This window comes from Planotetraspora sp. GP83 (assembly GCF_041262585.1).
GTDB lineage: Bacteria > Actinomycetota > Actinomycetes > Streptosporangiales > Streptosporangiaceae > JAOEGB01.
Genome location: NZ_JBGCBZ010000001.1, coordinates 40,715 through 64,839 on the forward strand (window position 1 = coordinate 40,715; position 24,125 = coordinate 64,839).

General features: G+C 70.5%; 26 protein-coding genes and 1 riboswitch. Of the genes, 18 read left to right on the forward strand and 8 right to left on the reverse strand.

What is annotated here, in order from left to right:
• Positions 1-5: 5 nt before the first annotated feature.
• The 4 genes from ABH927_RS00145 to ABH927_RS00160 all read left to right on the forward strand — a co-directional run bounded on the left by ABH927_RS00145 (position 6) and on the right by ABH927_RS00160 (position 3,085).
• The gene (locus tag ABH927_RS00145; protein WP_370017327.1) at positions 6-896 is read left to right on the forward strand and encodes an ABC transporter ATP-binding protein; all 891 of its coding nucleotides are present in this window, start codon (positions 6-8) and stop codon (positions 894-896) included.
• A complete protein-coding gene (locus ABH927_RS00150; RefSeq protein WP_370017328.1) occupies positions 893-1,675 on the forward strand; it encodes an ABC transporter permease in 783 nt (260 codons plus the stop codon). The genes ABH927_RS00145 and ABH927_RS00150 overlap by 4 nt, the downstream gene beginning before the upstream one ends.
• Before the next feature lie 98 nt (positions 1,676-1,773).
• Positions 1,774-2,556 carry an FAD-dependent thymidylate synthase gene (gene thyX, locus ABH927_RS00155; RefSeq protein WP_370017329.1) on the forward strand — a complete coding sequence of 261 codons (783 nt, stop codon included), beginning with the start codon at positions 1,774-1,776 and terminating at the stop codon, positions 2,554-2,556.
• A gap of 46 nt (positions 2,557-2,602) precedes the next feature.
• Positions 2,603-3,085 carry a GNAT family N-acetyltransferase gene (locus tag ABH927_RS00160; protein ID WP_370017330.1) on the forward strand — a complete coding sequence of 161 codons (483 nt, stop codon included), beginning with the start codon at positions 2,603-2,605 and terminating at the stop codon, positions 3,083-3,085.
• A 42-nt stretch (positions 3,086-3,127) separates the two neighbouring features.
• On the opposite strand, the gene ABH927_RS00165 is transcribed toward ABH927_RS00160, so the two are convergent.
• On the reverse strand, positions 3,128-3,496 hold the full coding sequence (locus ABH927_RS00165) for a MerR family transcriptional regulator (RefSeq protein ID WP_370017331.1): 369 nt from the start codon (positions 3,494-3,496) through the stop codon (positions 3,128-3,130).
• A 198-nt stretch (positions 3,497-3,694) separates the two neighbouring features.
• On the opposite strand from ABH927_RS00165, the gene ABH927_RS00170 reads away from it, so the two are divergent.
• Complete coding sequence (locus ABH927_RS00170) at positions 3,695-4,768, forward strand: NADH:flavin oxidoreductase (RefSeq protein ID WP_370017332.1); 1,074 nt, start codon at positions 3,695-3,697, stop codon at positions 4,766-4,768.
• A gap of 40 nt (positions 4,769-4,808) precedes the next feature.
• On the opposite strand, the gene ABH927_RS00175 is transcribed toward ABH927_RS00170, so the two are convergent.
• The 3 genes from ABH927_RS00175 to ABH927_RS00185 are packed head-to-tail and all read right to left on the reverse strand — an operon-like array spanning position 4,809 to position 6,411.
• Complete coding sequence (locus ABH927_RS00175) at positions 4,809-5,117, reverse strand: hypothetical protein (protein WP_370017333.1); 309 nt, start codon at positions 5,115-5,117, stop codon at positions 4,809-4,811.
• On the reverse strand, positions 5,118-5,291 hold the full coding sequence (locus tag ABH927_RS00180) for a hypothetical protein (protein WP_370017334.1): 174 nt from the start codon (positions 5,289-5,291) through the stop codon (positions 5,118-5,120).
• A 4-nt stretch (positions 5,292-5,295) separates the two neighbouring features.
• Entirely contained in the window at positions 5,296-6,411 is a 1,116-nt protein-coding gene (locus ABH927_RS00185) for a globin domain-containing protein (RefSeq protein ID WP_370017335.1), read from the reverse strand.
• Positions 6,412-6,724: 313 nt separating this feature from the next.
• On the opposite strand from ABH927_RS00185, the gene ABH927_RS00190 reads away from it, so the two are divergent.
• Positions 6,725-7,408: a gamma-glutamyl-gamma-aminobutyrate hydrolase family protein gene (locus ABH927_RS00190; protein ID WP_370017336.1), complete on the forward strand. Its 684-nt coding sequence runs from the start codon at positions 6,725-6,727 to the stop codon at positions 7,406-7,408.
• Between the two features lie 46 nt (positions 7,409-7,454).
• Here the strand turns inward: ABH927_RS00190 and ABH927_RS00195 are convergent, their stop codons facing one another.
• Both ABH927_RS00195 and ABH927_RS00200 read right to left on the reverse strand, forming a co-directional pair.
• The gene (locus tag ABH927_RS00195; protein ID WP_370017337.1) at positions 7,455-8,636 is read right to left on the reverse strand and encodes an acyl-CoA dehydrogenase family protein; all 1,182 of its coding nucleotides are present in this window, start codon (positions 8,634-8,636) and stop codon (positions 7,455-7,457) included.
• Positions 8,637-8,722: 86 nt separating this feature from the next.
• Positions 8,723-9,313 carry a class I SAM-dependent methyltransferase gene (locus ABH927_RS00200; RefSeq protein ID WP_370017338.1) on the reverse strand — a complete coding sequence of 197 codons (591 nt, stop codon included), beginning with the start codon at positions 9,311-9,313 and terminating at the stop codon, positions 8,723-8,725.
• 197 nt (positions 9,314-9,510) lie between these two features.
• Here ABH927_RS00200 and ABH927_RS00205 point away from each other — a divergent pair, with 197 nt between their 5' ends.
• From ABH927_RS00205 to ABH927_RS00255, 11 genes are all read left to right on the forward strand, one after another.
• Positions 9,511-11,148: a sensor histidine kinase gene (locus ABH927_RS00205; protein ID WP_370017339.1), complete on the forward strand. Its 1,638-nt coding sequence runs from the start codon at positions 9,511-9,513 to the stop codon at positions 11,146-11,148.
• Positions 11,145-11,834 carry a response regulator gene (locus ABH927_RS00210; RefSeq protein WP_370017340.1) on the forward strand — a complete coding sequence of 230 codons (690 nt, stop codon included), beginning with the start codon at positions 11,145-11,147 and terminating at the stop codon, positions 11,832-11,834. Before ABH927_RS00205 ends, ABH927_RS00210 begins: the two co-directional genes overlap by 4 nt.
• 10 nt (positions 11,835-11,844) lie before the next feature.
• Positions 11,845-12,411, forward strand: a complete 567-nt coding sequence (locus tag ABH927_RS00215) for a CDP-alcohol phosphatidyltransferase family protein (protein WP_370017341.1) — start codon at positions 11,845-11,847, stop codon at positions 12,409-12,411.
• A 3-nt stretch (positions 12,412-12,414) separates the two neighbouring features.
• Entirely contained in the window at positions 12,415-14,919 is a 2,505-nt protein-coding gene (locus tag ABH927_RS00220; RefSeq protein WP_370017342.1) for a sugar phosphate nucleotidyltransferase, read from the forward strand.
• A gap of 153 nt (positions 14,920-15,072) precedes the next feature.
• The gene (locus ABH927_RS00225) at positions 15,073-15,789 is read left to right on the forward strand and encodes an SDR family NAD(P)-dependent oxidoreductase (RefSeq protein ID WP_370017343.1); all 717 of its coding nucleotides are present in this window, start codon (positions 15,073-15,075) and stop codon (positions 15,787-15,789) included.
• Positions 15,790-16,026: 237 nt separating this feature from the next.
• Positions 16,027-16,530 carry an FHA domain-containing protein gene (locus tag ABH927_RS00230; RefSeq protein WP_370017344.1) on the forward strand — a complete coding sequence of 168 codons (504 nt, stop codon included), beginning with the start codon at positions 16,027-16,029 and terminating at the stop codon, positions 16,528-16,530.
• Positions 16,531-16,549: 19 nt separating this feature from the next.
• Positions 16,550-17,206, forward strand: a complete 657-nt coding sequence (locus tag ABH927_RS00235) for a MerR family transcriptional regulator (protein WP_370017345.1) — start codon at positions 16,550-16,552, stop codon at positions 17,204-17,206.
• 98 nt (positions 17,207-17,304) lie between these two features.
• The gene (locus ABH927_RS00240; protein ID WP_261583082.1) at positions 17,305-17,775 is read left to right on the forward strand and encodes a bifunctional nuclease family protein; all 471 of its coding nucleotides are present in this window, start codon (positions 17,305-17,307) and stop codon (positions 17,773-17,775) included.
• Positions 17,776-17,941: 166 nt separating this feature from the next.
• The gene (locus ABH927_RS00245) at positions 17,942-18,559 is read left to right on the forward strand and encodes a MerR family transcriptional regulator (RefSeq protein WP_370017346.1); all 618 of its coding nucleotides are present in this window, start codon (positions 17,942-17,944) and stop codon (positions 18,557-18,559) included.
• 96 nt (positions 18,560-18,655) lie between these two features.
• Positions 18,656-18,746: riboswitch (glycine riboswitch) on the forward strand.
• A 180-nt stretch (positions 18,747-18,926) separates the two neighbouring features.
• The gene (gene gcvP, locus ABH927_RS00250) at positions 18,927-21,752 is read left to right on the forward strand and encodes an aminomethyl-transferring glycine dehydrogenase (RefSeq protein WP_370017347.1); all 2,826 of its coding nucleotides are present in this window, start codon (positions 18,927-18,929) and stop codon (positions 21,750-21,752) included.
• Between the two features lie 142 nt (positions 21,753-21,894).
• A complete protein-coding gene (locus ABH927_RS00255; RefSeq protein WP_370017348.1) occupies positions 21,895-22,467 on the forward strand; it encodes a hypothetical protein in 573 nt (190 codons plus the stop codon).
• A 29-nt stretch (positions 22,468-22,496) separates the two neighbouring features.
• Here the strand turns inward: ABH927_RS00255 and ABH927_RS00260 are convergent, their stop codons facing one another.
• On the reverse strand, positions 22,497-22,913 hold the full coding sequence (locus ABH927_RS00260; protein ID WP_370017349.1) for a hypothetical protein: 417 nt from the start codon (positions 22,911-22,913) through the stop codon (positions 22,497-22,499).
• Positions 22,914-23,006: 93 nt separating this feature from the next.
• On the opposite strand from ABH927_RS00260, the gene ABH927_RS00265 reads away from it, so the two are divergent.
• A complete protein-coding gene (locus tag ABH927_RS00265; protein ID WP_370017350.1) occupies positions 23,007-23,636 on the forward strand; it encodes an alpha/beta family hydrolase in 630 nt (209 codons plus the stop codon).
• Here ABH927_RS00265 and ABH927_RS00270 read toward each other — a convergent pair.
• The gene (locus ABH927_RS00270) at positions 23,623-23,823 is read right to left on the reverse strand and encodes a DUF5999 family protein (RefSeq protein WP_261583088.1); all 201 of its coding nucleotides are present in this window, start codon (positions 23,821-23,823) and stop codon (positions 23,623-23,625) included. The genes ABH927_RS00265 and ABH927_RS00270 overlap by 14 nt on opposite strands.
• Positions 23,824-24,125 lie beyond the last annotated feature (302 nt).

The following is a 24,125-nucleotide window of genomic DNA, read 5'->3' on the forward strand; positions in this document are numbered from 1 at the left end:
GCGCGATGAGTGCCATAGAGATCCGTAATCTGACGAAATCATTCGGCGCGCTCAAGGCCGTCGACGGCGTGTCCTTCACCGTGGAGGCAGGCTCCGTCACCGGTTACCTGGGGCCCAACGGAGCCGGGAAGACCACCACACTGCGCTGCCTGCTCGGCCTGGTCGCACCCGACTCGGGGGAGGCCCTGGTCGGCGGCAGGCGCTACACCACGCTGCCCCAGCCCGTCACCGAGGTCGGGGCCGTGCTCGAAGCCACGAGCTTCCACCCCGGCCGCACGGCCCGCAACCATCTGCGGATCCTGTGCACCGCCGCGGGGCTCCCCGTCCAGCGGGCCGACGAGGCGCTGGAACAGGTGGGCCTGGCGGAGGCCGCGGACAAGCGGGTGCTGGGCTTCTCGCTCGGCATGCGGCAACGTCTCGCCCTCGCGTCCGCGCTGCTCGGCCGCCCGAAGGTCTACATCCTCGACGAGCCCGCCAACGGCCTCGACCCCGCCGGGATCGAGTGGCTGCGCGGCTTCCTCCGCCACCTGGCGCACGACCAGGGCGCGGCGGTGCTGGTCTCCAGCCACGTGCTGCCGGAGGTCGAGCAGACCGTCGACAACGTGGTCATCATCGCCAAGGGCCGGCTCGTACGGCAGGGCACCCTGGCCGAGCTCACCACGAACGGCGACACGGCCGTCCGGGTCCGCACGGCGAAGTCGGCCGAGCTGGCCCCGGCCCTGGAGGCGGCGGGCGCGACGGTCGAGCGGGTCGAGGACGGCCTGCTCCGCGTGCACGGCCTCGACGCCGAGGCGGTCGGGCAGGTCGCGCTCGACCAGCGGGTGGTGCTGACCGAGGTCACCCAGGAGCGGTCCGACCTCCAGAAGGTCTTTCTCGAGCTGACGGAGGGGCGATGATCGGGCTCGTCAAGGCGGAGCTGCGGAAACTGTTCACCACCCGGCTGTGGTGGATCATGCTCCTGGTCATGATCCTGCTGGTCGGGGTGCAACTGGGGTTCCTGATCGGGTTCGCCGGGGTGAGCCAGAACGGGGCGCCCGGGCTCCCCAAGCGGGACACCGTGGAGTGGGCGCAGATCGCCTGGTCCGCGGGGTCGGTGGGCGCGATCTTCGTGATGATCCTCGGCGTCGTCATGATGACCGCCGAGTATCGCTATCAGACGATCACCGGGACGTTCCTGACCACGCCGAGCCGGGGGCGCGTCATCGTCGCCAAGCTGATCGGCGGCCTGCTCGTGGGCCTGCTGTTCGGCGTCGCGGTGCTGGTGTTCGAGGCCTTCACGGTGATTCCCACGGTCCTGATCTCCGGTGGCGAGTTCTCACCCGGAGCCTCGCACATCCCGCGGATCAGCCTGGGCATCGTCGCGGCCCTGGCGCTGTACGCGCTGTTCGGCATCGGCCTGGGGGCGCTGGTCCGCAACCAGATCGCGGGCATCGTCGGCGCGGTGGTGTGGTCCTACGTGATCGAGAACATCCTGATCGCGATCCCCGCGCTTCAGCCCGTGGGCAGGTGGCTCCCGGGTGGGGCGGCGCAGGCGCTGATCAGCGTCGACGTGGACACCGGGCTCGGCAGGCCCCACCTGCTCGCCCCGTGGGCGGGCGCACTGGCCCTCGTGGCCTACGGGGTGATCTTCGCGCTCGTGGCCTCCGCCACGACGGTCCGCCGCGACATCACCTGAGCCCCCGGCTGTTTCCCGGTGGCCGGGTTCTGATCACCCCTCCGAACCTGGTTTGCTTGGACCCGTCACGTCGTAATCGATAACGGGGATCTATCACCATGCGCAGCGTCGAACCCGAGGTCTTCCTCGTCGCCAGGCCCGAGCTGGACTACGACGAGCTCGCGCGCTACCTGCGGGAGATCGGAGGGGAGAGCTGGCTGGACCGGCTGGAGCGCGGGGACTTCGACGCGCAGAATCTGGCCGAGTTCGCCGGGAGGCTGTGCTACCGCTCCTTCGAGCCGGGGCTGAACCCCAACGTGACCCGCATCCGGGCCGACCAGAACGACTACCTGCGCAACATCCTCGCGAGCGCGCACGGCTCGGTCCTGGAGCACATGAGCTTCAGCTTCGTGCTGCACAACGTGTCCCGGGTCTTCACCCACGAGCTCGTACGGCACCGCCCGGGCGTGGCCATCTCGCAGGAGTCGCTCCGCTTCGTCCGGCTGTCGGAGATCCCGTTCTGGTTTCCGGAGTGGGCCCAGGAGGACGCCGAGCTGATGAAGCGGGCGTCGGCCGTCCTCGACCAGCTCGAGGAGTTCCAGACCTGGATGGCGGACCACTTCGGGCTCGACGAGGAGGGCGTGCCGTTCGCGGAGAAAAAGCACCGCACGTCCTTCATGCGCCGCTTCGCTCCCGAAGGGCTCGCGACCGGCCTGGTCTGGACGGCCAACGTCCGCACGCTCCGGCACACGATCGAGGCGCGTACGGCCGTCGGCGCGGAGGAGGAGATCCGCCTGGTGTTCCAGCGCATCGGCGAGCTGATGAAGGAGGAGGCTCCGGCGCTGTTCGGCGACTACGTGGTCGAGGACGGCGCCTGGATCCCCGGCTGGCGGAAGGTCTGATAGATTACCCGACGAAATTAGTAGGCTTTAGGGAAATTGCCGCCGGATGACGATCGAACACACGTTTCAGGTCCGCCCGGTCGCGGTCGGAGATCCGGAGGTCCAGCCGCTGCTCGACGGCCTCGCCTTCGAGTACGAGACCCGCTATGGGGCCAACAACGAGCTGACCCGCTTCCCGGACTCCGACTTCGCGCCGCCGGACGGGGCGTTCCTGATCCTGGTGGAGAACGGCGAGACCATCGCCGGCGGCGCGTTCCGGCGGTACGACGAAGTGACGGCCGAGCTCAAGCGGATCTGGACCCACCCCGGCCACCGGCGCCGCGGGCTCGGCGAGCTGGTCGTGCGGGAGCTGGAGAACGAGGCCGTACGGCGCGGCTACCGGCGGGTCTACCTCACGACCGGCCCCCGGCAGCCGGAGGCCGTCGCCCTCTACATCCGAGCGGGTTACCGGCCGCTGTTCGACGTCACCGCCTACCCCGGGGCGATGGGACCGCACCCCTTCGAGAAGGAGCTCTCCGTTCCGGAGTGACCGAGGCGGCATGTTCTTACGGCCTCATGGGCAGCAAAACGCCTAATCGCGACAGGATCGCCCCGCGATCTTGGCTTCGGTGGCCTTGGTGATGATGACGTCGAGTCTGTCGCGGATGCCCAGCAGCTCGCCGATTTTCCGGTTGACGCGTTTCTGCTCGGCCGACAGCCGATCGAGCGTTGTCGCCCACACTTCACCCGTCTCGAAAGACGGCAACAGGTCCACAATCGTCCTGCTCGTCAGTCCCGCGGCGTACAGCTGCTGAATCAGCTGAACGCGGTCGACCGCGCTGTCCGGATAGTGCCGCTGACCGCTGGGGCTGCGTTCCGCGGTGAGCAGGTTCTGTTCTTCGTAGTAGCGCAGTGCCCGCACGCTCACACTCGCACGGGCGGCCAGTTCACCGATGCGCATCAACGCCTCCTCAGTGACTCCTGTCACATCACTTGCCTCTGACGTCAACGTCAGCTTTTAGCTTAGTGATGCCACCGCACTCCTCGTGTCACCGCAGGTCGGACGAGGTGCGGAGAACACCACTCAGTGACGAATATGGAGTCCCCCATGTCTTCCTCCAGTGCCGCCCTCCGCGCAAGCCGGATCCTCCGCCGCCCCATGACCGTTGGCAGCCTCACCGTGGCGAACCGCATCGTCATGTCGCCGATGACTCGTGAATTCTCGCCGGACGGTGTCCCTCGTGCCGATGTGGCGCAGTACTACGCGCGCCGGGCTGCCGGTGGAGTGGGCCTGATCATTACCGAGGGCACCTACATCGACCACCCCTCGGCGGGTGACAGCGACCGGGTGCCGCGATTTCACGGGGAGGAAGCCCTGGCGGGCTGGGCGCATGTGGCGGCGGAAGTCCACCGCGCGGGCGCGAAAATCATTCCCCAGCTCTGGCACGTCGGCATGGTCCGTGCCCCCGGTGCCCCGCCGTTCCCCGAAGCCGCCCCGATGGGCCCTTCCGGAATCGGCCTGGACGGCAGCCGATCGGGCCAGGCGATGACCCAGGACGACGTGGACGCGGTGGTCGCCGCCTACGCCGACGCCGCCGGCACTGCCGAGGGTCTCGGCTTCGACGGCATCGAACTACACGCCGGCCACGGCTACCTGATCGACCAGTTCCTCTGGGAGTACACCAACCGCCGTAGCGACCGGTACGGCGGGGACCTGGCCTCCAGAGCCCGTTTCGCCGCTGAGATCGTAGCCGCCTGCCGCAAGGCCGTCGCCCGTGACTTCCCGATCCTGTTCCGCTTCTCGCAGTGGAAGGCGGACCACTATGACGCCAGGCTCGCCGAGACCCCTGAGGAACTCGAAGCCATCTTGACGCCGCTCGTGGAGGCCGGTGTGGACGTCTTCCACGCCTCCACCCGGCGTTACTGGCGACCGGAGTTCGACGGCTCCGACCTCAATCTGGCGGGGTGGGCGAAGAAACTCACCGGGAAGCCGGCCATCACCGTCGGTTCCGTGGGTCTCAGCGAAGATGTCATCGCGACGCTGGAAGACGGGAAGCAAGCTCGGGTCGCCGGCATCGAGAAGCTGCTGGACCGACTCGAAGGGGACGAGTTCGATCTTGTCTCCGTGGGTCGCGCCCTCCTCGCCGACCCGGAATGGGCGGAGAAGATCCTCACCGGGCGCATGGACGCGGTCGTGCCTCACACCGCGGAACAGCTCGACGTCCTGCACTGAGAATGGCGATGGTGCCGTAGCGGGCGAACGCGCCCACCGGTCAGCAGAGAGCGGGGAGGACGTAGATCTCGGCGCCGGGAGGGAGTGCGCAGGACAGGCCGCCGAACTGCCGGGCGTTCTCCCCGCAGACGAACATGCTGATGTGCCGCCGGATGTGGCCGTACTCGTCGCGCAGCCGCTCCTCCAGCGACGGGTGCGTACGGCGGAGCGTGTCGAGGGCGGCGCCCAGAGTCGGGATCTCCTCCTCGGACGCGGCCACGGCGAAGACCCTGACCTCGGCCTGGTCGCCGACCCAGTGCCGGAGCGTGCTCGGCAGGACGAACGTGACCAGCGTGATCGGCCTGGCCACTCAGAGCACCGCCACGCATACGGGGTCGACCTCGAACGGCCCGCCGCCGGAGGAGCGCGCGAGGAACAGTCCTTTCCTCGTCCCGATCGCGAGCAGCGCTTCCATGGCGACCCCCTCGTGTGCCTCCCGCCCATCGTGCCAGGGGCAGGCCGATCCCGCGCGGGGATCCGGCACGCGGCTAGGGTTCGTCCTGGACGGTGTCGCGATGGATCCGGCAGAGCGGGACGCCGGACGCCTGCAGGCGGCGTACGGTCTCGTTCACCATGGCGGCCGGGCCGCAGACGTACACGTCGTGCTCGGCCCACGAGTGGAAGCGCTCCACCACGTCGGGCAGCCTGCCGCGCATCCCGTCGTAGGCCGGCTCGTCGGAGACCACCGGCAGCACCCGCAGCCAGGGGAAGGACGACTCCATCCGGACGAGGTCGTGGATGTCGTACAGCTCCGACGCGTGCCGTACGCCGAAGAGCAGGTGGATGTGGGGGCGGCGGCCGGACGCGATGACGTGCTCGATGATGGCCTTCAGCGGGGCGAGGCCGGTGCCCCCGGCCACGCAGAGCACGTCCCTGCCCGAGTCGACCGGCACCATGGTGCCCACGGGCGGGCCGAGCAGGACCTGGTCACCGATCCGGGTGTGCTGGACGAGCGCGGAGCTCACCCAGCCGCCGGAGACGGCCCGCACGTGCAGGCGCAGGGTGTTGTCGTCCCGGGGGGCGTTGGCGATCGAGAACGTCCGCCACACCCGGGGCCAGCGGGCGGTCTGCACGGTGACGTACTGGCCGGGCGTGAATTCCAACCGCTGCGTCGGCCGTACGGTGATGACCGCGATGTCGCGGGTCCGGCGGTCGTGGTCGACGACCTCGCCGAGCCACCACGGGGGAGAGACGCCCGCGTCCGCCGCGGCCGCCTCGATCATGAGATCGGCGGCCATGCCGTACGCCGTGGTCCAGGCGGCCTCGATCTCGTCCGTCCAGACCTCGGCGGCGAAGTGCTTGATCGTGGAGAGCAGGGCCTTGCCGACGGCCGAGTAGTGCTCGACGGCCACGCCGTACTTTCGATGGTCGCGCCCGAGTTGCGCGAGGTACCCCGCCAGCCCTCCGGGGCTGTCGAGCATCCAGACGATCCTCGTGAGCGCGCTGAAGAGGCGGTCGCGCTGAACGTCCATCGCGGGCGGAAACATCGCCCGCAGCTGCGGGTTCTCCGCGAACAGCCGCCCGTAGAAGTACGCCGCGGCCTTCTCCGCGACGGGTTCGACGACGGAGAAGCTCTCTTTGACGAGGCGCGGATTAAGCGTCATCTGCTGTGTCCCACCCTAGGGACCGGAAGTGTGCTCCGGTCTTGTCGATCCACCTCCCTGACGGCTCCGGGTGACGAGCGGCGGCGGCCCCGGCTCAACCGATCGCTCATTCGGGAGTCTTTCACTCGCAGTCGGGCGTCACAACCGATTCTTCACAAGGTGGTGCGAAGGTGCACGGATAGTGATTGCTTCGTAATTTTAAGTGATCGATCATGGTCATGATGGCGGAAGTGATAGGTGAGATACGTGACAAAAGAGAAAACGCTTACGCCATGATTGGGGCGAGCCGATAAGGAAGACTCCGGGAGACCGCATGGCACGTCCGATCGTTGGCATCACCACCTACCTGGAGGCCGCCCGGTGGGGCGTCTGGGTCCGCGAGGCGGTCATCTCCCCGCAGGGGTACGCGCGGGCGGTCGAGAAGGCGGGCGGCGCCCCGGTCCTCCTGCCGCCGATGAGCCCGGTGTCAGCCGGCGACTACGTGCGGGGCCTCGACGGGCTCATCCTCGCGGGCGGCGTCGAGATCGACCCGTCGCTGTACGGCGAGGCCGCCGAGAGCCGGGTGGAGGAGCCGCAGGGCCACCGCGACCGCTTCGAGCTGGCCCTCACCCGCGCGGCCGTCGAGGCGAACGTGCCGATCCTCGCCATCTCACGTGGGATGCACATGCTCAACATCGCCCAGGGCGGCACGCTGATCCCCTGGCTCCCCGAGGTGGTCGCCCACGAGCGGCACGAGACGGCCAAGCATGTGGTCACCGTGAGCGTGTCGAGCAAGCTGGGCAAGGCGATCGGCGACCGGGCGGAGGTCACGGGGGCGCACCACCAGGCCGTCAAGCGGCTCGGCACCAACCTGCTCGCCGTGGCGTGGGCCGACGACCAGATCGTCGAGGGGATCGAGCTCCAGGGCCACCGGTTCGCGGTCGGCGTCCAGTGGCACCCGGAGCGGGGCACGGACAACCGCCTGCTCGAAGCCCTGATCGACGCCTCCCGCCCCTGATTCTCCGGCGTGATCATGCACAGGTGCCGGGAGTGCGCCGCGATGGTCAGAAGCTGCGCGGCAGGCCGAGGACCTGGGTGGCGAGGTAGTTCAGCAGCAGCTCCTCCGTCACGGGGGCGATCTTGCCGATGCGGGCGTCCGTGAGCAGCCGGGCCACCGGATACTCCAGCGAGTACGCCATGCCGCCGTGGGTCTGGAAGGCCGCGTCGGCCGCCTCCCACGCCGCCTGCGACGCGGTCAGCTTGGCGATGTTGGCCTCGGTCCCGCAGGGCAGCCGGTTGTCGAACGCCCAGGCGGCCTTGTAGAGCATCAGCCGGGCCAGCTCGATCTTGGCCTTCACCTGCGCCAGCGGGAACGCGATGGCCTGGTTCGACCCGATGGGCCGCCCGAACACCTCCCGTTCCTTGGCGTAGTTCACGCCGACCCGCAGGGCGACCTCGGCCCCGCCGAGAGCGCTCGCCCCGAGGAGGATCCGCTCGGGGTTGAGGATGTCCCACAGCACGACCGCGCCCCCGTGCAGCTCGCCCACCACGTTCTCGGCGGGCACGCGCAGCTTGTCGATGAAGACCATGTTGGACGGGGTCGTGTTCGCGCCCATCTTGGGGATCGGGCGGTAGGAGAGCTGCCCCGCCGCGACGGCCTCGGGCACGTTGACCAGGAACACCGTCATGCCGTTCGCCCGCGGCCTGGCGTCGGCGGCCGGGATGGTGCGCGTGACGAGCAGCATCCACGTGGCCCGCTGGACGCCCGTGATCCAGATCTTCTGGCCGTTGACGACGAACTCGCCGCCGTCCTGCCGGGCGAAGGTGGAGATCGCCAGGGAGTTGGACCCGGCGTCCGGCTCGGTCAGGGCGAAACACGTCTCGATCTCGCCGGTCGCGAGCTTCGGCAGCAGCTCGGCCTTCTGCGCGGCGGTGCCGTGCCTGGCCAGGGTCATCGCGCCGAAACCGGGCGTCAGCACGTACGTGAAGGCGGAGCCGCCCGCCGAGCCCGACGCCGCCAGCGTCTCCGTCGCCACCGCGAGCTCCAGCAGGCCCTGCCCCGCTCCGCCGTACACCTCGGGCACGGCGAGGCCGAGCCAGCCGCCCTTGGCGAGCTCCGCCCAGACCTCCTCGGGCCAGCGCTTCTCCGTCTCACACCGCTCCCAGTAGTCCATGCCGTAACGGGAGCAGATGTCGGCGATTCCCCGTTGTACGGCCTGCGCGCTCTCGGGCAGCGAGAAGTCCATGGCGGTCTCCATTCCTGGTGGCGTGGCAATACTAGAACGGAGTTCGGCTTTTTGGCGGATTCGAGATCACTCCGTGAGACCCGGCCTCAGCGGCGTGGCCGTCTCGCGTGGTAGACGAAGGCCGGGGGCAGGTTGCGCCACACCGTACGCCCCGGGACGACCTCCTCGAACGCGTCCGCCAGCCCCCGGCGGAACCGCAGCGCGGGCGGCAGCGGCCGCGCGTGGACGTACGAGAACGTGGTGAACGCCCCATTGGGGTCGAGCGCCTCGACGACCGCCGCCAGAAGCGAGGACTGGTGGGCCGGGGAGAACGCCGCCCAGGGGAGCCCGCTCACGATCACGTCGGCCGCCGGGAGGCGCCGGTCCGCCAGCAGCCGGGGGAGCCGCGCGGCGTCGCCGACGACGATCTCGACGCCGGGATGGGCGGCGGCGAGGTGGCCGGCGAGGCGCTGGTTGATCTCGACGGCGAGATGGCGGCCCCGGCCGCCGAGCCGCCGCTGGATCTCGGCGGTGAACGGGCCCGTCCCGGGGCCGAGCTCGACCACCACCGGGTCGCCGCGTTCCGGCACCGGCACGCACACCGCGGACGACAGCCGCCGCGAGCTCGGCGCGATCGCCCCCGTCACGGCGGGTGAACGCAGGAACTGCCCGAAGAAGAGCGCTGATTCGTTGGCCATGGCCCGAAGCTAGGGCCGCCGGCCTCGGGTGACCGCCCGCCCTCCGGCCCGTCCCGGCGGCCACAAGGCCCGCCCCGAGCGGCCACAAAGTGCCCGGCGGGCGGCCAGAAGGAGACGCGACGAGCGGCCAGAAGGAGGAGGCGTCCTCCTCCCTCTGGATGAACGAGGTGCGACCGCGCGCCGGATACCGTTCGTTCATGCGGTGGCGTGGCGCGGCGTGGGACGTTCTCCTGGCGGTATCCGGGGTCGTCCTGGACGTGCTCGTCACGTGGGGATCCTGGGGCGGGCCCTCGGCGCCGGTCTGGATCGCCGCGCTCTTCTCGCTCCTCGCCGGCCTCCCCATGGGCCTGCTGCGCCGCCGGCCGGGGCCGGTCGGCCTCTATCTGGCCGGACTGCTCGTGGTCTGCGACCAGCTCGGCGCGTTCACCGCCAACACCGCGCAGATCCTGCTGCCCATCTCCGTGGGCGTCCTGGCCCGCACGCGAGACCTGCGCTGGACGGCGCCCGTGGCGGTGCTCGCCGCCGTCGCGACGGCGATCAACCTGGCCGACCCGGGCATCGCCTTCACCAGCAACGCCTGGTTCTACTCGGTCGGCCTGATCGCCTTCCCCGTGATGGTCGGCCGTTACCTGCGGAGCCGGGAGAACCGCGTTCCCGCGGACTCCGCGCCGCTGCTCGATCTCCTGCTGGCCGGGGGCGGGGTCGCGTGCGCCGTCCTCGGCACCTGGCCGTTCTGGGACAGCGGGGCGCTCCCCGTCTGGGCCGTCGGCCTGGGGGTCGTGCTGGCCGGGCTCGCCCTCGGCGTGGTCCGCCGCCTCCCCGGCGCGGTGCTCCTGCTGCAGAGCCTCACGCTGGTCGTGGCCGACCAGTTCGCCCCCCGGACCGAGAGCAGCCTCCAGCTCCTCGCCCTGGTGACGCTGGGCGTGTTCGCCACCCGCGCGAGCTGGTCGTGGGTCGCCGCGGGATATGCCCTGACCTGCTCCGTCACCGCCATCGCGACCGTCGGCGACGGCACCGAGATCACGTTCTTCCGGGTGGTCGCGCTCATGGCGATCGTCACCGCTCCCGTCGCGATCGGCCGGTACGTCCGGGCGCGCCAGGCGGGGGCGCGGCAGGCCGGGGAGCTCGCCGTCGAGCGGCTGCGCGCCGACCGGCTCGCCGAGCGGGAGCGGATCGCCCGCGAGGTCCACGACATCGTGGCCCACCACGTCGGCGCGATGGTGCTGCGGGCGAGCGCGGCCCAGTACGCGGGGGCGACGGGACCGGCGGCCGAGGCGCTGACCGACATCAGGGAGACGGGCCACCGGGTCCTCGAAGACCTGCGCGGCCTGCTCACCGTGCTGCGCGACCCCGTGTGGGACGAGGCGGCGCGGGCGGAGGTCGTCCTGGCGGATCCCGGCGACGTGATGCGCGACGCCGCCGCCCGGATGGCCGCCGCGGGCCTGCGGGTGGACCTCCGCCTCGCCGCCGAGGCGGCCGCCGCGCCGCTCGTCGTGCGGGCGTCCGCGGCCAGGATCGTCCAGGAGGGGTTGACGAACGTGCTCAAGCACGCCGGTCCCGGCGCGCGGGCCGAGATCACCGTGGGCATGGAGAGGGACGCGATGACAGTGGAGGTCCGCAACGGCCCCGGCTCCGCCCGGCCGGAGGAGACGCTGCCCTCCACCGGTCAGGGCATCGCGGGCATGCGGGAGCGCGCCCGGGCCCTCGGCGGCCGCCTCAGCGCCGGGCCCGTGGAGGACGGCGGCTGGCGGCTGGCCGCCTCTCTGCCACTGCCCGACCGGCAGCCGGCCGCCGATCCCGAATGCCGTTGGACGGCCCCGGGGAGGACCGCGTGATCCGGGTCGTGGTCGCCGACGACCAGGCGCTCGTCCGCGCCGGGGTCCGGATGATGCTGGAGGCCGCCGGGGACATGGAGGTGTGCGGGGAGGCCGCCGACGGGGCCGAGGCCGTACGGCTGGCCGGAAGGCACCGCCCCGACGTGCTGCTGATGGACCTGCGGATGCCCCGGGTCGACGGGCTGGAGGCCACCCGCCGGATCCTCGCCCTCGACCCCGCCGCGCGGATCGTCGTGCTCACCACGTTCTCCGAGGACGCGAACCTCTACGCCGCCCTGCGCGCCGGGGCGCTCGGCTTCCTGGTGAAGGACGACCCGCCGGACCGCATGGTCGAGGCCGTACGGCGGGCCGCCGTGGGGGAGCCGCTGCTCGCGCCGTCCGTGCTGCGGCGCGTGGTCGAGCGGGCCCTCACGGCCGAACGGGCCGTCGTGCCGCTGCCAGGCAGCCTCACCGAGCGGGAGGTCCAGGTGCTCACCCTGGTCGGGATGGGCCTGTCCAACGCCGAGATCGGCGACCGGCTGCACGTGGGCGTGACGACGGTCAAGAGCCACGTCGCGGGGATCATGGACAAGCTGGCCCTGCGGAACCGCACCCAGGCCGCCGTGGTGGCGCACCGGTTCGGCTTGGTGGACGCCGAGTTCAACGCCCTGGATCCGCCACGCGGAGGGCGGCGGGGAGGCATGTAGGGTCTGGGGCGTGAACGCTGCCGAGGACCGGATCTGGACAGTCCCCAACCTGCTGAGCTTCCTCCGGCTGCTCGGCGTTCCGGTGTTCCTCTGGCTCGTGCTCGGACCCAGGGCGGACGGCTGGGCCATCGCCCTGCTCATGCTCGCCGGGTTCACCGACTGGCTCGACGGCAAGCTCGCCCGCGCCTGGGACCAGACCAGCAGGCTCGGCCGCCTGATCGACCCGCTCGCCGACCGCCTCTACATCCTCGCCACCCTCGCCGGGCTGGTCCTGCGGGGCGTCATCCCCTGGTGGCTGGCGCTGGCCGTGCCCCTGCGCGACGTCCTGCTCCTGTGGATCCCGCCCGTCCTGCGCCGCCACGGGTACGGCCCGGCCCTCCCGGTCCACTTCCTCGGCAAGGCCGGCACGGCGAGCCTCATGTACGCCTTCCCGCTGCTGTTCCTCGCCTCCCACCACGGGTGGTACGCCCAGATCTGCGCGATCTTCGGATGGGCTTTCGCCATCTGGGGAACTGGTCTGTATTGGTGGGCGGGGGTGTTGTATGTCGTACAGGTGCGCCAGCTAACGAAGGGGTGACCCGTGAAGGCCGTCGTCATGGCGGGCGGAGAGGGGACACGGCTCCGGCCGATGACCGCCAACCAGCCAAAGCCCCTGCTTCCCATCATCAACCGGCCGATCATGGAGCACGTGCTCCGGCTGCTGAAACGGCACGGTTTCACCGAGACGGTCGTCACCGTGCAGTTCCTGGCCGCCCTGATCCGCAACTACTTCGGCGACGGCGACGAGCTCGGCATGAGCCTCCACTACGCCACCGAGGAGATCCCGCTCGGCACGGCCGGCAGTGTGAAGAACGCCGCCGACAAACTGCGCGAGGACCGCTTCCTCGTCATCTCCGGCGACGCGCTCACCGACATCGACCTGACCGACATGCTGCGGTTCCACCGGGAGAACCGGGCGCTGGTCACCATCGGCCTCAAGCGGGTCCCCAACCCGCTCGAGTTCGGGATCATCATCGTGGACGAGAACGGCCGCATCCAGCGCTTCCTGGAGAAGCCCACGTGGGGCCAGGTGTTCTCGGACACCGTCAACACCGGCATCTACGTCATGGAGCCCTCCGTCCTCGACGAGATCGCCCCCGGGCAGTCCGTGGACTGGTCGTCCGACATCTTCCCGGCGCTGCTGGAGCGGGGGGCGCGGCTGTTCGGCTACGTGGCCGACGGCTACTGGGAGGACGTGGGCACCCACGAGAGCTACCTCAAGGCCCAGGCGGACGTCCTGGAGGGCAAGGTCAAGGTCGATTTCGACGCCTTCGAGCTGGCGCCGGGCGTCTGGGCCGCCGAGGGAGCCTCGGTCGACCCCGAGGCCGTGCTCAAGGGCCCCCTCTACATCGGTGACTACGCCAAGGTCGAGGCCGGAGCCGAGCTGCGGGAGTACACCGTGCTCGGCAGCAACGCCGTGGTCAAGGAGGGCGCCTTCCTGCACCGCGCGGTCGTCCACGACAACGTCTACGTCGGCCCGGCCGCCCACCTGAGGGGCTGCGTGATCGGCAAGAACACCGACGTGATGACCGGCGCCAGGATCGAGGAGAACGCGGTCGTCGGCGACGAGTGCGTCATCGAGGCGGAGGCCTACGTCTCCTCCGGCGTGAAGATCTACCCGTTCAAGACCATCGAGGCGGGCGCGGTCGTCAACACCAGTGTGATCTGGGAGTCGCGCGGCCAGCGCAGCCTGTTCGGCCCGCGCGGCGTCTCCGGCCTCGTCAACGTCGAGATCACCCCCGAGCTGTGCGTACGGCTGGCCAGCGCGTACGCCACGACCCTGAGCAAGGGCGACACGGTGGTCACCTCGCGCGACGCCTCCCGGGCCGCGCGGGCGTTCAAGCGGGCCGTGATCAGCGCGCTCAACTCCAGCGCCATCAATGTGGTCGATCTCGAGGCGGCCCCCCTGCCGGTCGCCCGGTTCAACACCTCCAGGGAGAACGTCAGGGGCGGCATCGCGCTGCGCACCACCGCCGGCGACCCCCAGAGCGTCGACATCGTGTTCATGGACGAGTCCGGCGCCGATCTCTCCCAGGCGGCCCAGCGGAAGCTGGAGCGGGTGTTCTCCCGCCAGGAGTACCGCCGGGCCTTCCCCGGCGAGATCGCCGAGCTGACCTTCCCCGCCAGGGCGGTCGAGACCTACGCCCGCGAACTGCTCGGCTGCGTCGACATGAGCGGGATCAAGGACGCCGAGATGAAGGTCGTCGTCGACTGCGCCGGGGGCACCTCCTCGCTCGTGCTGCCCAGCCTCCTGGGCCGCGCCGGGGTCGACGTGCTCACGGTCAACAACCGGCTCGACGACGCCTCGCCGACCGAGACCCTGGCCGAGCGCCGCCGCGACCTCCAGCGCCTCGCCGAGCTGGTGGCCTCCTCCCGGGCGGCCTTCGGCGTACGGTTCGACCCGGTGGGCGAGCGGGTCTCGCTGGTCGACGAGATGGGCCAGCTCATCAGCGAGGAGCGGGCGCTGCTCGTGGTGCTCGACCTGGTGGCCGCCGAGCGCAGGGGAGGCCGGGTCGCGCTGCCCGTCACGACCACCCGCGTGGCCGAGATGGTCTGCCGGTTCCACGGCGTGCAGGTCGACTGGACGGCCACGAGCGTGGACACGCTGACCACGGCCGCCAAACACCCAGACATGATCTTCGCCTGCGACGGCAGGGGCGGCTTCATCGTGCCCGAGTTCGCCCCCACGGTGGACGGGCTCGCGGTGTTCCTCCGCCTGCTCGGCCTGGTCGCCCGGACCAGGCTGTCGCTGAGCCAGATCGACGCCCGCATCCCGGAGGCCAAGCTCCTCAAGCGGACCGTCCCCACCCCGTGGGCCCACAAGGGCACCGTGATGCGCTCGGTCGTCGAGGCCGCCGAGGGCTACCGCCTGGACACCACCGACGGCGTCCGGGTGGTCGAGGAGGACGGGAGCTGGGCCCTGGTCCTGCCCGATCCCGCCGAGGCGGTCACCCACCTCTGGGCCGAGGGCCACGACGTGGACACCGCCCAGGCCATCCTCGAACGCTGGGCCCGGGTAGTGGAACAGGCCGCCGGCTCCCAATAACCCCCCTCCCTTCGTCCGTGATCGTCTCGGGGCGCCCTTCCGGCGTTTCGTGTTTGACAGTAAATGACCGGTCGTCTAGCATCTTTGTAGACCGGTCGTCTATGACCGGCGGACCGGCTTCTACCTGCAAAGGACAGTGTTAACGTGACAACCATGGGTAGCGATCGTGGACAGAAGGTCGCTGTGATCACCGGAGCGTCCCAGGGCATCGGCGCCGCCCTGATCGACGCGTTCCGCGGACTCGGCTACGGGGTCGTCGCCACGTCACGCTCGATCACGCCCTCCACGGACGCGGACGTCGTGACCGTGCGGGGCGACATCGCGGAGGCGGCCACGGCCGACCGGGTGGTCGCCGAGGCGCTGGGCCGCTTCGGCCGCATCGACACCTTGGTCAACAACGCCGGCATCTTCATCGCCAAGCCGTTCACGGACTACACCGAGGACGACTTCGCGGCGGTGCTCGGCGTGAACCTCGCGGGGTTCTTCCACATCACCCAGCGCGTTCTGGGCCCGATGGCCGAGCGGGGGAGCGGCCACATCGTCAACATCACGACCAGCTTCGTGGACCATCCCAACTCCAGCGTGCCGTCCGTGCTCGCCTCGCTGACCAAGGGCGGGCTGGCCTCGGCCACGAAGTCGCTGGCCATCGAGTACGCGAAGCGGGGCGTGCGAGTGAACGCCGTCTCGCCCGGGGTCATCAAGACCCCGATGCACCCCGCCGAGACCCATGAGACGCTCGCCGGCCTGCACCCCGTCGGCCGGATGGGCGAGATCGGCGACATCGTCGACGGCGTGGTCTTCCTCGAGTCGGCGCCTTTCGTGACCGGCGAGATCCTCCACATCGACGGCGGCCAGAGCGCCGGGCACTGACCCATGCCCGCACGTGCCTGGCACGTGCCCGCACGACCGGCGCCCGCGAGAACCCGGCTGACGCCGGTCGCGGGCGCCGTCGCAATGTAAACAGTGTGGCAGGATGGACCTTGAACGGTTGTGGGTTGTAGCGTTGGTCAGTCCACGCCCAGCGACGCTTCTTGACCTTTGTCCCTGATCAGCGTAAGTTGCGGCATTCGCAGTCTGAGCAAGTCGTGAGAGAGGCCGAGCCGATCGATGCCCAGCGTCTACTGCACGCAGTGCGGTCATGCCAACCCCGAGGATGCCCGTTTCTGTTCACGATGCGGTTCGCCGCTGAGCGCTCCGGCGCCCGTCGCTCCTGACACGACCTCGACGATCTCGCTCGAGGCGCTGGATAGTGAGACGGGCCAGACGCTTCTGCCGGACAGGTCGGCCGTCGAGCAGCTCCCTCCGGGGACCGCGCTTCTGGTCGTGATGCGCGGGCCGAACGCGGGCAGCCGCTTTCTGCTCGACAGTGACCTCACTACGGCGGGTCGCCACCCGGAAAGCGACATTTTCCTGGACGATGTGACCGTGTCCAGGAGGCACGTGGAGTTCTACCGGCGCGGTGGCCAGTTCACCGTCCGTGATGTCGGAAGCCTGAACGGCACCTACGTCAACCGTGAGCGGATCGAGGAGTTCCCGCTCGCGGGCGGAGACGAGGTGCAGATCGGAAAGTTCCGGCTGGTGTTCCTCACACGTGGCCCTGGAGGGCCATGATCGGTGAGGAGGGGGAGTCATGAGCGCGCAGGCCGTACGGGCGTTCATGAGCATCGGGGAGGTGCTCGCGCTTCTGCAGGGCGAGTTCCCCGACGTGACGATCTCCAAGATCCGGTTTCTGGAGGGTGAGGGGCTCATCGAGCCGCAGCGGAGCCCGTCGGGGTACCGCAAGTTCACCCACAACGACGTCGAGCGCCTGCGCTACATCCTCACCGCGCAACGTGACCACTACCTCCCGCTCCGGGTGATCAAGGATCATCTCGACGAGCAGGCCACCCGCCCGCGGGCCGTGCCCGGGGAGGCCCCTGCCGTACGGCTGAGCAGGGAGGAGCTGATCGAGGCCGCTGGGATCGACGAGGATACCCTGTCGGAGCTGGAGAGCTTCGGCCTCGTGGCCGAGGTGGCCCGCCAGTACGACGCCGACGCCCTGCAGGTGGCCCGCAGCGTGGGCGCTCTGGCCCGGTTCGGCCTGCACGCGCGGCACCTGCGGGCGGTCAAGGCGGCGGTCGAGCGGGAGGCCGGTCTGGTGGAGCAGGCGGTGGCGCCGTTGCTGCGCCGCCGGGCTCCGGGGGCGGTCGATCAGGCGGGGGAGACGGCCCGGGAGATCTCCGGACTTCTCCAGGAATTGCACACCGCATTACTTCGTGGCAGTGTTCGCGGCGTTCTGGGACGGTAAGGGGGCGCTGATGGGGCGGTGACCGGCTCACTCGCTCCCTCGCGGTGTTACGTTGAATGCCAGGTGATATGCCGCGACGCTTTGAGACGGAGTCGCCCGTGTTGCAGATGGAGGTCGTGGGGGTTCGCGTTGAGATGCCCTCCAACCAGCCGATCGTTCTCCTGAAGGAGACGAGCGGTGATCGGTACCTGCCGATCTGGATCGGCATGACCGAGGCGACCGCTATCGCGCTCGCGCAGGCGGAGGAGCCGCCGCCCCGGCCGCTGACCCATGACCTGTTCCGTGATGTGCTGGAGGCGTTGGGGGTGCGGCTGCGCACCGTCAACATCGTCGCGCTGCGGGACGGGATCTTCTTCGCGGATCTGGTGTTCTCGAACGGCGTAGAGGTGAGCGCCCGTCCCTCGGACTCGATCGCGCTGGCGTTGCGGACGGGGGCGACGATCTACGCCAGTGAGGACGTGGTCCAGGAGGCGGGGGTGAGCATGCCCGACGACCAGGAGGACGAGGTGGAGAAGTTCCGGGAGTTCCTGGACAACATCACCCCGGAGGACTTCGGCCGCGCGGGCTGACGGCGGGTGGAGTCCGGGGTTGATTTCGGGAGATAACGCTTCACGACGCGCCGTGCGGGGTCGTTGACTGAAAATGGCCCCGGTCCTACGGTGCAAGGGAAACCACGGTTGTAATTCACGAACCCCCAGATCAGACCGTGGGATGAGAGAAAGCCGGAGGTCCGCAGTGGCGGTCAGCAGCGGCGAGGGTAAGTCGGCCGGCCAGCATGACCCGGTTCGGCAGTCGGCGCGGGAGCGTGCCGGCGAGCAGGGCCTGCTGTTCGACGAGCAGCCGGCGGCGCTGCCCGAGAATGTCGGCTACCGGGGCCCCACGGCGTGCGCGGCGGCCGGCATCACCTACCGGCAGCTCGACTACTGGGCGCGCACCGAGCTGGTCCTGCCGACGATAAGAGCCGCGCAGGGCTCGGGATCGCAGCGCCTGTACAGCTTCCGCGACATCCTCGTCCTCAAGGTGGTCAAGCGGCTCCTCGACACCGGGGTGTCCCTTCAGCAGATACGCACCGCCGTACAGCACCTGCGTGACCGCGGGGTCAACGACCTCGCCCAGATCACCCTGATGAGCGACGGGGTCAGCGTCTACGAGTGCACGTCGGCGGACGAGGTGATCGACCTCCTGCAGGGCGGGCAGGGCGTGTTCGGCATCGCGCTCGGGCGGGTCTGGCGCGAGGTGGAGGGGTCGCTCGCCGAGCTCCCCGGTGAGCGCGCCGAGACGGAGTCCGACCCGGAGGGAGATCATCCGGCGGACGAGCTGGCCCGCCGCAGGAAGGCCCGCAAGACCGGCTGAGGGCCCGGCGAGACCTCCTGGAGCCCCCTGAGCGGCCTCTGGAGCAAGGGGGCGTCAGTCCCGATCCGGGGCACCCGGTAGAGTGAGGAACGCCGACGACCTCGTGCGGGAGAGTCCCCTTTGACAGGGGCGCCGAAGGAGCAAACCTCCCCGGAATCTCTCAGGCATCCGGTACCGCACGGACGAGGCGACTCTGAAAAGCAGGCGCACCAGCCAGGTGGGGCCTCACCGAAGGGGAAAGCCAGGTCCGTCGTGGCCCGGTGAAGCTCTCAGGTCCGATGACAGAGGGGGAGACCGCAAAAGCGACCGGCTGTGCCGTGGGGCACGGCGGGCGCGTAGGTCTCGACCCGTCCTGGAGGCCCCTGTCATGACCGATCGGTCCCCGCTCAGCGACCTTTCCGCCCCGCCTTTCGCGACCCGTCACATCGGCCCGTCCGACGCCGAGCAGGCGCGGATGCTGGAGGCCGTCGGCTACGAGTCGGTGGCCGATCTGGTGGCGGTCGCCGTACCCGAGGCCATCCGCACGAGCGGCCCGCTGGGCCTGCCGGAGGCGGTGAACGAGGCCGAGGCGCTGGCCGAGCTGCGGGCTCTGGCGGGCCGCAACCGGGTGCTCACCTCCATGATCGGCCTCGGCTACCACGACACGATCACGCCGGGAGTCGTGCTCCGCAACGTGCTGGAGAACCCGGGCTGGTACACCGCGTACACGCCCTACCAGCCGGAGATCTCCCAGGGGCGGCTGGAGGCGCTGCTCAACTTCCAGACCGTCATCACCGACCTGACCGGGCTCGACGTGGCGGGGGCCTCCCTGCTGGACGAGGCCACGGCCGCGGCCGAGGCGATGACGCTGGCCCGCCGGGCGAGCAAGGCGAAGACCAACGTCTTCGTGGTGGACGCCGACGCGCTGCCGCAGACGAAGGCCGTGCTGGCGACCCGGGCCGAGCCGCTCGGCATCACGCTCGTCGAGTCCGATCTCGCGGGAGACCTGCCCGAGTGCTTCGGGGTGCTGGTGCAGTATCCGGGCGCGAGCGGCCGGGTGGCGGGCTTCCGCGCCCTCAGCGAGCGGGCGCACGCCCAGGGGGCGCAGGTGATCGCCGCGGCCGACCTGCTGGCGCTGACGCTCCTGGCCGCCCCCGGCGAACTGGGCGCCGACATCGCGATCGGCTCGTCCCAGCGCTTCGGTGTGCCGTTCGGCTACGGCGGCCCGCACGCCGCGTACATGGCCGTCCGCGAGGGGCTGCAGCGGCAGATGCCGGGCCGCCTGGTGGGCGTCTCGGTGGACGCCGACGGCCGGCCCGCCTACCGGCTGGCCCTGCAGACGCGGGAGCAGCACATCCGCCGGGAGAAGGCCACGAGCAACATCTGCACCGCGCAGGTCCTGCTCGCCGTGCTGGCCTCGATGTACGCCGTCTACCACGGCCCGGACGGGCTGCGGCGGATCGCCCAGCGGGCCCACCGCCACGCCGTCGTCCTCGCTGCCGGGCTGCGGGAGATCGGCGTCGAGGTGGTCCACGAGGACTTCTTCGACACCGTGCTCGCCCGGGTGCCCGGACGCGCGGCCGAGGTCGTCAAGGCGGCCGCCGCGGCGGGGATCAACCTCCGCCACGTGGACGGCGACCACGTGGCCGTCGCCTGTGACGAGAAGACCACCACGGCCCACCTCGGCGCGGTCTGGACGGCGTTCGGCGGTTCGGAGATCGTCGTGGACGACGTCGACCGGGCGACTCCGGACGCGCTGCCCGCCGAGCTGGTGCGGGTCTCCTGCTTCATGACCCATCCGGTGTTCCACTCCTACCACTCCGAGACGGCGATGCTGCGCTATCTCCGGAGACTTCAGGACAAGGACATCGCGCTGGACCGGTCGATGATCCCGCTGGGCTCGTGCACGATGAAGCTCAACGCGACCACCGAGATGGAGCCGATCACCTGGCCGGAGTTCGCCCAGATCCACCCCTTCGTCCCCGTCGAGCAGGCCCAGGGCTACGTGGAGCTCATCGAGACCCTCGAAGGGTGGCTGGCCGAGGTCACCGGCTATGACCGGGTGTCGATCCAGCCGAACGCGGGCTCCCAGGGCGAGTTCGCGGGGCTGCTGGCCATCCGCGGCTACCACCGTGGCCGGGGCGAGTCCGGCCGGGACGTCTGCCTCATCCCGTCGTCCGCCCACGGGACCAACGCCGCCAGCGCCGTCATGGCGGGCATGCGGGTCGTCGTGGTGGCCTGCGACGACAACGGCAACGTCGACCTGGACGACCTCTCCGCCAAGATCGACAAGCACCGCGACGCGCTCGCCGCGATCATGGTGACCTACCCGTCGACCCACGGCGTGTACGAGGAGACGATCGTCGAGATCTGCGACCGGATCCACGAGGCCGGGGGGCAGGTCTACGTCGACGGCGCCAACCTGAACGCGCTGGTCGGCCTGGCCAAGCTGGGCGAGTTCGGCGCGGACGTCTCCCATCTCAACCTGCACAAGACCTTCTGCATCCCGCACGGCGGGGGCGGCCCCGGCGTGGGCCCGGTCGCGGTCAAGGCCCACCTCGCCGATCACCTTCCCGCGCACGTGTCGGCCGCGCCGTACGGCTCGGCGGGCATCCTGCCGATCTCCTGGGCGTACGTCAGGATGATGGGCGGCGAGGGGCTGCGCCAGGCGACCGAGCAGGCCATCCTGTCGGCCAACTACCTGGCCAGGCGCCTCGCGCCGCACTACCCGGTCCTCTACACCGGGCGCGACGGCCTGGTGGCCCACGAGTGCATCGTCGACCTGCGGCAGATCACCAAGGAGACCGGCGTCACCGTGGACGACGTCGCCAAGCGCCTGGTGGACTACGGCTTCCACGCCCCGACCATGTCGTTCCCCGTGGCCGGCACCCTGATGATCGAGCCGACCGAGAGCGAGGACCTGGCCGAGCTCGACCGTTTCGTGGACGCGATGATCGCCATCCGCGGCGAGATCGCCCGCGTGGCGTCGGGCGAGTACGACAAGGTGGACAACCCGCTCAGGAACGCCCCGCACACGGCCGACTGCCTCGTCGCCGACGAGTGGCCGCACGCGTACTCCCGCACCGTGGCCGCCTATCCGGTGCCCACGCTGCGCGACAACAAGTACTGGTCGCCGGTGCGCCGCATCGACCAGGCCTACGGCGACCGCAACCTCGTGTGCTCCTGCCCGCCTCTGGAGGCTTACGAGGACTGAGTCACCGCCGCCGCGACCGGATGAGCACAAGGACCCCTTCATCGGCGTGACCGGTTGCGCATGTGACTCCCGCGAAGGGGCCGGGATCGTTAGGATCTTGGTGATCGTTCCTCATCACTCCTGATCCCATGCGAGGCCCCTCATGACGGCCATCGATCCCCTCCAACACGGTCTGGGGCGGCGCATCGACCAGGCGCGCCGGCTCGCCGAGACGGGCGATCTGGACGCCGCGGCGGCGATCTTCGCGGAGCTCGCCGCCGACGCCGGCGCGCCCGACCAGGCCGACGCCGCGCTCGGCCTGTCCGTCGTCGCCGAGCGCATGGCGGAGCAGTTGCTGGCCGAGGGGGAGCCGGGGCAGGCCGCCGACGTGCTGTTACAGGCCCTGTCGGTGGGCGGCGTGGCCGACGCGGCCCGCCTGCGGGTGCTCCTCGGCATCGCGCATCTGGAGATGGCGTGCGGCGAGTTCGCCGGGGCGGTGGAGGAAGGGCGCTGGGAGGAGGGCGGCGCCGAGACGGGCGCGCTCGCGATCGAGCTGCTCGCCCGGACGCTGCCCCTGCGCGGCCGCGACGCCGACGCCGAAACCGTCTGGCGCTACGGGCTGGACCACCCCGACAGGGTCCTCGCCGAGCAGGTGCGGCTCCGCCTCACTCGCGACGTGCGCCCCGCCGTGCCCGGCCCCGTCGCCGCGCCTGTTACTGAGCCCGGCACTGACTGAGGCGGCGGCCGTGCGAATCGGCGGCCGGATCAGCGGCCGGAGCGCCGGCTGAGGGCGTAGGCCAGGTTGACGGCGACGATTCCGCCCCAGGCCAGGACGAGCCCGGTGGTTGCGGCGTTTGCGACAGCGATGCCTGTCAGGGGGATGCCGATGCCGAGCGACCCGAGCGCCACGCCGACGGCCGCGTCCTTCCGCGGCGGCTGCTGCGGCCGGTGGAAGGTCTGGGCGGCCACCTCGTTGCGCACCCGCGCGGCGATCTCCACGTCGAGCTTGTCGAGGAACGAGTCGACCAGCGCGTCCTCGTATTCGGGGCCGAGCTCGCGCCGGGTCGCGATGATCGCCCGGAGGTCCTCCCGCGTGGACGGCGCCGGCTGGTGCGTCGGTGGCGGCATCGGCGGCGTCATGGAGGGCGTCGTCACGGGCGGCTGCGATGATATGTCGGGCACGATGACATTCTGACCCCGACGGTGATCCCGCGCCATCCTCCATACGGAGGGGTCGCGCGTCCTGCGGAAGTCGTAGCCGGTACCGTCACCACCATGGAGTTCGCGACACCGCACGGCCCGGCGCTGGCCGAGGTCGAGGAGGCGGCGGCCCCCCGGCTGCTGCTGGTCCTCACCCACGGCTCGGCCGGGGGAGTGGAGGCTCCCGACCTGCTCGCCGTACGGGACGCCGTGCTGGCCATCGGAGGCACGGTGGCGCGGGTGGTTCAGCCGTTCCGGCTCCGGGGGGCGCGGGCGCCGGGATCGGCGGTCAAGCAGGATGAGGCGTGGATCGCCGTCGTGGCCGAGCTGCGGAAACGCTATCCCGGCCTGCCGTTCGCGCAGGGAGGCCGGAGCAACGGGGCCAGGGTCGCCTGCCGTACGGCACGGGCCGCCGGGGCCGAGGCGGTGATCGCGCTGGCGTTCCCCCTCCACCCGCCGAGCCGGCCCGATCGGTCGCGGGCTGATGAGCTGCGGCAGGCGGGGACCGAGGTGCTGGTGATCAACGGGGATCGGGACCCGTTCGGCGTTCCGGAGGCGGCGGACGCGACGCGTCTGGTGGTCCTTCCGGGGGAGGGTCACGACCTGAACAGGAATCCCGCCCAGGTGGGCGAGGAGGCGGCGCGGTGGCTACGAGGGCTCCCGGCTTTCGGGACTCCGGGGGCCGGTGGGACTAGGCGGCGCTGATGGCCATGTCGGTAGGGCGGTGCGGAGCGATCACCGCGCCGTCGGGCAGGAGCTCTCCGGTGTCCTCGAAGAGCACGACGCCGTTGCACAACAGGCTCCACCCCTGCTCGGGGTGGGACGCGATCGTGCGGGCGGCTTCTCGGTCCTTCGCTTCCGCGCTCGGACAGGCCGGGTCATGAGGGCACATCGCCGGGGCTCCGTGTCTTTCTCGTTCGCTCGTGGTCAGTGATCGGGTCGGTCATCGGGAAGCCGGTGCGGACACCGGTCCTGATGTCTTCCTTCCCTTTTTTACGTGGGACGAGCGTGTGGGGTTGATGTATGACGAACTGCATAGTGGACTACACCAGTTTGCAGGCGGGTCCCACCGGCATGACATAGTCCGTTCGGACGGTTTCCGCCGGTCCGGGTGGGGGCCCGGAGGCTGCCCGAGCGGACTCCCGCACACTGATGTGACCTACCGCACAAGAGTGCCCCATGGACGATAACGGT